Raw genomic sequence first — 7,319 nt, forward strand, 5'->3', positions numbered from 1 at the left:
CGGACTTCGTCGGCGCCGGCGGCCCCGACCGGGTGGTCCAGGCACTCAACGGCGACAACTGGCGGGAGACCGCCGACCGGGCGCTCGGCGACCTCACCTGCGCCGCGCACGCACGTGGGACATCGGGGTCAGCACCCGCCCGCGCTCGTCCACCTGGATCGCGTCCGGGCCCGGCCTGGCGCCGGTGTCCGGGGCGCCCGCCGTACCCAGCTTGGCCAGGATCTCGCGGGTGAAGGTCGTGGCGAAGACGGCTTCGGTGATGTCCTGGATCTCCCAGTGCCGCCCGAGGTTCGCGTGCAGGTTGGCCTCGCTGACCAGGGCCTCCGCCACGATCGGCGTCCCCGACGGCATGGACTCCGCGAAGCAGAACAGGTGCAGCACCGCACCCGGCCGGCACACCCGGTGGAGCGCGGCGGCGTACGCCGAGCGCTGCTCGTCGTTCAGGCAGTGGTAGAGGCCGCTGTCGAGCGCGGTGTCGAAGTCGCCTCCGACACCGTCCAGTTCGGTGGCGTCCGCGGTCAGGAAGCGCACCCGCGCGCCATGGGCCGCGGCCCGCCGAGCCGCCTCCTCGACGGCGCTGGGCGAGCCGTCCACGCCCGTCACCTCGTACCCCTGGGCCGCCAGCAGGATGGCGTTCTCGCCCAGTCCGCAGCCCACGTCGAGCACCCTGCCGCTGAAGCCGCCCGCGCGCGCCAGGTCCACCACGGCCCGCTGGGGCTCGCCGATGTCCCAGGGGATCAGCACCTCACCGGGGGCGACGCCGTCGAAGGACGCGCGCCCCGCGTACAACGCCTCGTATTCCTTGTCCTCTTGAGAGAAAGTCCGCTGCGTGGTCATGCCGGTCCCCTTGTCGCTCGCAAGCTCGTCAACCAACACTCGGTGGATCCGGCCCGCCCCGGACGGGGCGGGTCGCGGTCCTACTGGACGTTCTTCACTTCCTGCGCCGACGCGGCCACCGGGGCCGCCCCGGCCTTCGCTTCGGCCTTCGCTCCGGCCTCGCTCCCCGCTCCGGCCTCGCCCTCCGCCGCGGTCGCTGCCGCTGCCGTGGGCCGCATCCGGGACGCGACGACGAGGGTGAGGAGGACGACCACGGCCATGGCCAGGAAGACGTCGGAGTAGGCCGAGCCGTGGTGGCCGGAGAAGAGCGGGTTGACGGCGTCGCTGCCGCTCTGCTGCCGCGCGGACACCAGCACGCCGAACACGGCCGGGCCGGTACCGGCCCCGAGGAACTGGGCCCCCTGGAGGATCCCGAGGCCGACACCGACCTGCTCGGGGGGCAGTTCGCTCGCCGCGGCGCCGATGATGGTGGTCATCACGAACATGAAGCCGATGCTCAGCCCGAGGATCCCGGCGCCGGCGAAGAGCACCGAGGAGCCGCCGGTGAAGGACGAGAGGAACAGCGAGAACAGCCCGATCAGGCCGAGCCCGAAGAGCACCAGGACCCGCGCGTTGACGCGGCCCGCGAGGCGTCCGATCCACGGCGAGAGCAGCGCGGTCACCACGCCGGCCGGGATCATGACCAACGCGCCCTTGCCCGGGGTGAGTTCGTTGACCTCCACGAGCAGCAGCGGGACGAACACCAGGCCGCCGAGGTTGACGACCATGGCCAGGAACGCGACGAGGATGCCGGTCCGGTAGACGCGGTTGGTGAACAGCGACGGCGGAACGAAGGGCTGGTCGACCCGGACGGTGCGCACCCCGAAGACCACGAGCGCCGCGACGGCGACCAGCAGGCTGCCCCAGGACAGCGGGTCGGTGAAGCCGGAGACCTGCGCCCGGGTCATGCCGAACAGGACGAGACCGGCGCCGAGGCCGAGGAGGATGCCGCCCGGGAGGTCGAGCCGGCCCGAGCCCTGCGGAGCCTCGTCCGGGAGGACCCGCAGGGCCGGGACGAGCAGCAGCAGCGAGACCACGAGCATGATCCAGAACAGCGCGGGCCAGCCGAGCGCCTCCCCGATGCCGCCGCCCAGCGCCGGCCCGGCGGCGGTGCCGACGCCCGCACCGGCCGAGACGACGCCGATCCCGACCCCGCGCCGCTCCGGCGGCAGCAGCGTCGTGACGGCGATGATCGACAGCACCGGGATCGCGGCCGCGCCGATGCCCGTCACGATCCGTCCGGCCACGAGCACGGCCAGGTTCGGGGAGATCGCGCAGATCAGGCTCCCGAGGGCGTAGGTGAGGAGCGCGAACGCGAAGAGCCGGCGCAGGCTCACCCGGTCCGAGATGCGGCCGTACAGGGGGATCCCGACGGAGAACATCAGCAGGAAGCCGGTGACGACCCAGGCGAGTTCCGCCTCGGAGGCGCCGAACTCGGACCCGATCGTCGGAAGCATCAGGTTGACCATGTCGCTGGCCGTGACCGTGGCGAGGATCGCCGGCATCAGGACGGCGAGTAAGCCCGTCCCCGAGCCGGTCCGCTCGGTCGTTGTCGACGTGGAAGTCATTCGAGGCCCTTCGGGTGACTTTCCGCCACCATGATAGTTACAGTTAGGGCAAAAGGAGGGCGGAGGCACTGCCTCCGCCATCGGTCAGCTGGTGACGCGCTGCGCGAGCTCCCGCTCACTGGCCAGTACTTGCCGGACGAGGTGGGCGATCGTCGTCCGCCCGAGCCGTTCCTTCATGGCCCGCTCCGCGTCCTGGAACTCCGCCTCGAGCAGCTTCTGCATGTTCCGCCCCACCTCGCACTCGGCGCTCGGTGGATGCGGGTGCCGCGACAGGATCGGCCCCGCCTCCACCGCCGTGTACGCGTCGTAGAGCGTGATCTCGCGGGCCGGCCGGGCGAGCGACCAGCCGCCGTTGCGCCCCTCGGTGGACAGGACCAGGCCGGCGTCTCTCAGACTGCCGAGGATCCGCCGCACCAGGACCGGATTGCTGGCCAGGCTCTCCGCGATCTCCACGGAGGTCAGCGAGTGGTCCCAGCGCCCCAGCATGGTGAGGGCGTGGATCGCCACCGCGCTCCTGCTGCTGATGCTCACCGTGATGACCCCTTCGCGACGGTCGCCTCGCCGATCCAACTGCAACTACGCTAGTAGCGGTTTGATCCGGGTGTCAATCCGCCGCGCGCGCCCGGCGTCACCAGGGCCAGCGCCACTCCTTGTTCTGCGGAACCACCCAGTAGTGGTCCAGTTCGACGCGCTCGAACAGCCACCGGCCGTCCTCGAGGACGTAGGTGTCGGCGAACCGGCCGACGCTCTGGTGCACGAGGTCCGCCCGGTCGAACCGGACGTGCTCGACGAAGAAGCAGGCGCCGGACGCGCGGCCGTCGCCCTCCACCTCCACCTGGTGCGCCTGGTTGAAGTTCCTCAGGGCCACCTCGGAGGCGCCCTGGAGCTCGACCATCTTCGGCAGCAGCGCGCTGTAGTACTCCTGGATCGCCGCGCGCCCACGGGCGTCGCCGAAGCTTCCGTAGTCCAGGTGCGCGTCCTTCGTGAACAGGGCGCCGAGGCCCTGCCAGTCCTGCGAGTTGAGGCGGTGGTGGAAGGCGTTGCGCAGCTTCGTGAGCTCACGGATCGCCTCGAGCTCCCGCACTCTGGCCGAGAGTTCGTCGATCCGTGCCACCAGGTCACCCTCGTCCGCCATCGTGCATCCTCCCGAGCGCTTCGGACCCCGTTCCGCCGGTTGCCGGAACCGGACCGACAGTCGCAGCCGCGGGACACGCGTCACAAGGCCCGCGCACCTTTCCTGTGGTCGGCCCGCAATCCTCCGGCTCCCCCGCGCGACTAGGGTCGAGCCGCAGGAACGCCGGCGACACCCGACGGGAGACACCGTGAACCAGTCGAAGCGCACAGCCCTGATCAGTGGTGCGGGCCGCAACATCGGCGCCGCGACGGCCAAGGAGCTGGCCGGCCGCGGCTACCACGTGATCGTGAACTACCGGAGCGACGCCGAAGCGGCGGCGGACGTGGTCACGGAGATCGAGTCGCACGGCGGTACGGCCGAGGCGGCGCAGGCCGACGTCTGCGACGCCGACCAGGTCGCCGCCCTCGTCGAGCGGGTGCGGGCCGACCACGGACGCATCGACCTGCTGGTCTGCAACGCGAACACCGTGACACCGCCCTTCGCGTCCTTCGCCGAGCTGAGCTGGGACGCGTTCGCCGCGAAGGTCAACGGGGAGCTCGCCGGCTCCTTCTTCCTCACCCAGCAGACGCTCGCCGTCATGCGCGCACAGCGGTCGGGCCGGATCGTCTACATCTCCAGCACGGCCTCGGACACCATCGGCATGGCCCTGCCCCACTCCGTCGCCAAGGCGGCGCTGAACACCTTCAGCCGCCACATCGCCGGCATCGCCGCCGAGTACGGGGTGACCGTGAACACCGTCGCCCTCGGCGCCGTGCGCACCGACGCCACGGCGGAGTTCAGCGAGGAGTTCTGGAAGTACACGACCGACCGCTCGGTGGCGGCGCGCCCGGTGGAGCCGGCGGACGCCGCGCGCGCCGTGGCCCTCGTCGCCGACGACGGCTTCGCCTTCACCTCCGGCCAGGTCATCCGGGTGGACGGCGGCTTCGAGGTCCTCGACCAGCAGCTGCATCCGCTGGCGCACAGCTTCCGCTGACGGCGCCCCGCAGGGCCGGCCGGTCGGCCCTGCGGGAACGCCCGGTGCGGCGCCGGTCTACTCGAAGTGCCGCACCATCGGGTTGAGTTGCCGGTCCAGGACCTCGAAGCCGCCGTCCACCCGCAGCACCTGGCCCACGGACCCGCTGAAGTCCTCGTCGGCGAGCATCGCGATGCTGCGAGCCGCCTCCTCGGCCTCCAGCAGCCGGCCGGACGCCGACCGGCTCTCCATGAACGTGCGGAGGTCGTCCGTCATGACACCCGCGCTGGCGTCGGTCCGCACCGCGCCGAAGGCGACGGTGTTGACGACGACCCCGTACTGGGCGGCGACTCCCGCGATGTGCCGGCTGAAGGTGTTGAGCGCGGCCTTGGCCGTGGAGTGGGCCGCGACGGTGCCGATCGTGTCCGCCGCGGTGCTCGAGACGTAGACGATCCGGCCCCGGCGGTCCTCCACCATGCCGCGCAGCACGGCCTGGGTGAGGAAGTACGCTCCCGCCAGCTCCCCGGTCACCTTCCCGATGAAGTCGTCCCAGGAGAGCGTGAGCAGGGGCTCGAAGGGCGGGTTCACCGTGTTGGCGTTGCAGACCAGGGCGTCCAGGCGACCCCGGTCCGCACGGACCCGGTCGAGCATCCCGGACACCTGATCGGGGTCGCAGACATCGGCCTGCAGCGCCTGGGCCGATCCCCCCGCGGCCTCGATCGAACTCACCACCTCCGCTGCGGCGTCGGCGTTCTGACGGTAGTTCACCACGACGTGGAAGCCGCGCCTCCCCATCTCCCGTGCGGTAGCCGCTCCGATCCCGCGGCTCGCACCGCTGATCAGCGCCACCCTCTGTGACTGCTCCACGTTCCCTCCCTGGTCCTGGGCGTCCGGGGTCTGCCCTCAGGTGACCTTGGACCGGGAGCCGCCGCGCTGTCTCTACGGGTCTCCACCAGATTCGCCGCTCCCTCCCCGGGGTTCCCGCCGCCCCCAACCCCCCTTGCTGGTCCACCTTTTGACAGACACTTCGTATCGTGACATGATCCCCACACCGGGATGTGGACCGATCGGTCCAGGAATTACGGGGATGCACCGCGCAGAGCTTTCGGAGCCAGGGACCGTTCTCGGCAAGAGGGGTTTGCCCGAGAGCGGGGTGGCTGTCCCGCGACGCTTTCCAACCGGTCCCACCGTCAGATCCCCGCCCGCACCGGGGGCACGGCCCAGGTCGTGACTCCCCCGCTCCGCCGGGCAGTTCCCAGCCCGACCTCCACCGACGGCCATCAACGACGATGCCGCAGATCCCGAGGTCAGCCACGGGCGGTCCGCCCGACGCGCCCCAGTCCGCGTCATGTCGTGAAGTGGCACCATTCGTCAGCTATGGGGGTGGCAGAAAATGGCCGGAGACGATAGGAAGTGCCAGACCACAAGGATCCGTACCAGAACCGATGAGGTCCCCACGTCCCTGACGACCGGGAGCGTGACGGCCGGGAACGCGGCGAACGCCTACGGCCCGGGAATCCCCCCCACCTACGTGCCGGGAATCCCCCTCGCCGAGAACCGCGCCCTCCTGCCGCCCGACGAGTTGAGCCTCGCCCTGAGCACCATCGAGTTCGCGAATCGCGGAGTCGACCGTGTCATGGTCAACGAGCAGGCCAAGTGGCTGCTCGACGCGGCGGAGCCGCACCGCAACCCGCACCGCACCTGGCTCGCGATCCTGGCCCTGCTCTACGCCGGGGACCTCGAATCCGCCGACGCGCAGTGCAGGCGGCTGCGGGACGATCCCGCGTGGACGGGCTCGGCCCCGCGCCGGGAACTGCTCACGCTGCTGCGGGCCCGGAGCAGCCTGCTCGCGGGGAAGGCCTGCCGGGCCGCGGACCTGCTCCGGACCATGCTCGACCGCGGCACGTCGACGCGGTCGGCCTGCCTCGCGACCGCCTGGTTGATCGAGGCGCTGGTCCAGCTCGGCGAACTCGACCGGGCGCACCAGGTCCTGCTCGACAGCAAGCTGGCCGGCCCGCTCGACCCCGACCTGCCGGACCGCGCCCACGTCCTGGCCGCCCGCGGGGCCCTCCACCTGGCCGGCGGGCAGTTCCGGCACGCCATCGACGACTACATGGCCTGCGGCTGGGTCCTCGACACCTGCTTCGTCGTCAACCCCGCCGTGATCCCCTGGCGGTCGAGGGCGGTGTTCGGGGCGCTGGGCATCCGCCGGTACGACCTGGCGCTCGCCCTCGCCGAGGAGGAGCTCATCGCGGCGAGGAAGTGGGGATCGCCGCGCGGCATCGGCATCGCCCTGCACGCCGTGGGCGTGGCGCGCCGGGACGAAACCTCCGTCGCCGTGCTCGAGGAGGCCGTGGCACTGCTGGCCCAGGGGCACGCGCGCACCGAGTTCATGCAGGCCCTCTACGACCTCGGCACGATGCAGATCCGGCGCCAGGACGTGGCCGCGGGCCGCAGGCGGCTCGTCGAGGCGGCCATGGTCGCGTACGAGTGCCGCAACGCGTTCTGGCAGAAGCGCATCCGCTTCGCGCTGGAGCGCCTCCAGGCCCCCGCCGGCACCTCGAAGCTCACCCGGCAGGAGGAGAAGATCGCCTACCTGGCCCGCGCCGGACACAGCAACCGGCACATCGCCCGGATGACCTGCCTGACGGTCCGGACCGTCGAGTTCCACCTCTCCAGCGTGTACCGGAAGCTCGCCATCTCCGGCCGGCGGGAACTCGTCACCGCGCTGACCTCCGTCCCGTCCTGACGCCCGGACCACCGGGCGCCCGCCAGCCCCCCGCACGGC

Annotated in this window: 7 protein-coding genes; 2 read left to right on the top strand and 5 right to left on the bottom strand. The window is 71.6% G+C overall.

From position 1 onward, the window contains the following. Window positions 1-93: 93 nt before the first annotated feature. The 4 genes from ABZW03_RS33550 to ABZW03_RS33565 form a co-directional block, all read right to left on the bottom strand. Window positions 94-837: a class I SAM-dependent methyltransferase gene (locus ABZW03_RS33550; protein WP_355266893.1), complete on the bottom strand. Its 744-nt coding sequence runs from the start codon at window positions 835-837 to the stop codon at window positions 94-96. An 80-nt stretch (window positions 838-917) separates the two neighbouring features. After that, window positions 918-2,444, bottom strand: a complete 1,527-nt coding sequence (locus tag ABZW03_RS33555; RefSeq protein WP_355266896.1) for an MFS transporter — start codon at window positions 2,442-2,444, stop codon at window positions 918-920. A gap of 84 nt (window positions 2,445-2,528) precedes the next feature. After that, on the bottom strand, window positions 2,529-2,975 hold the full coding sequence (locus tag ABZW03_RS33560; RefSeq protein WP_355266898.1) for an Rrf2 family transcriptional regulator: 447 nt from the start codon (window positions 2,973-2,975) through the stop codon (window positions 2,529-2,531). 97 nt (window positions 2,976-3,072) lie between these two features. Next, window positions 3,073-3,579 (bottom strand): nuclear transport factor 2 family protein, encoded by a 507-nt coding sequence (locus ABZW03_RS33565; RefSeq protein WP_355266901.1) that lies wholly within the window; start codon window positions 3,577-3,579, stop codon window positions 3,073-3,075. A 187-nt stretch (window positions 3,580-3,766) separates the two neighbouring features. On the opposite strand from ABZW03_RS33565, the gene ABZW03_RS33570 reads away from it, so the two are divergent. Then, complete coding sequence (locus ABZW03_RS33570; RefSeq protein WP_355266904.1) at window positions 3,767-4,552, top strand: SDR family oxidoreductase; 786 nt, start codon at window positions 3,767-3,769, stop codon at window positions 4,550-4,552. 57 nt (window positions 4,553-4,609) lie between these two features. Here the strand turns inward: ABZW03_RS33570 and ABZW03_RS33575 are convergent, their stop codons facing one another. Then, on the bottom strand, window positions 4,610-5,398 hold the full coding sequence (locus ABZW03_RS33575; RefSeq protein WP_355266907.1) for an SDR family oxidoreductase: 789 nt from the start codon (window positions 5,396-5,398) through the stop codon (window positions 4,610-4,612). A 664-nt stretch (window positions 5,399-6,062) separates the two neighbouring features. On the opposite strand from ABZW03_RS33575, the gene ABZW03_RS33580 reads away from it, so the two are divergent. After that, entirely contained in the window at window positions 6,063-7,280 is a 1,218-nt protein-coding gene (locus tag ABZW03_RS33580; RefSeq protein ID WP_355266909.1) for a helix-turn-helix transcriptional regulator, read from the top strand. Window positions 7,281-7,319: the final 39 nt, after the last annotated feature.

The organism is Kitasatospora sp. NPDC004799, from assembly GCF_040609095.1.
In the GTDB taxonomy this organism is placed as follows: domain Bacteria; phylum Actinomycetota; class Actinomycetes; order Streptomycetales; family Streptomycetaceae; genus Kitasatospora.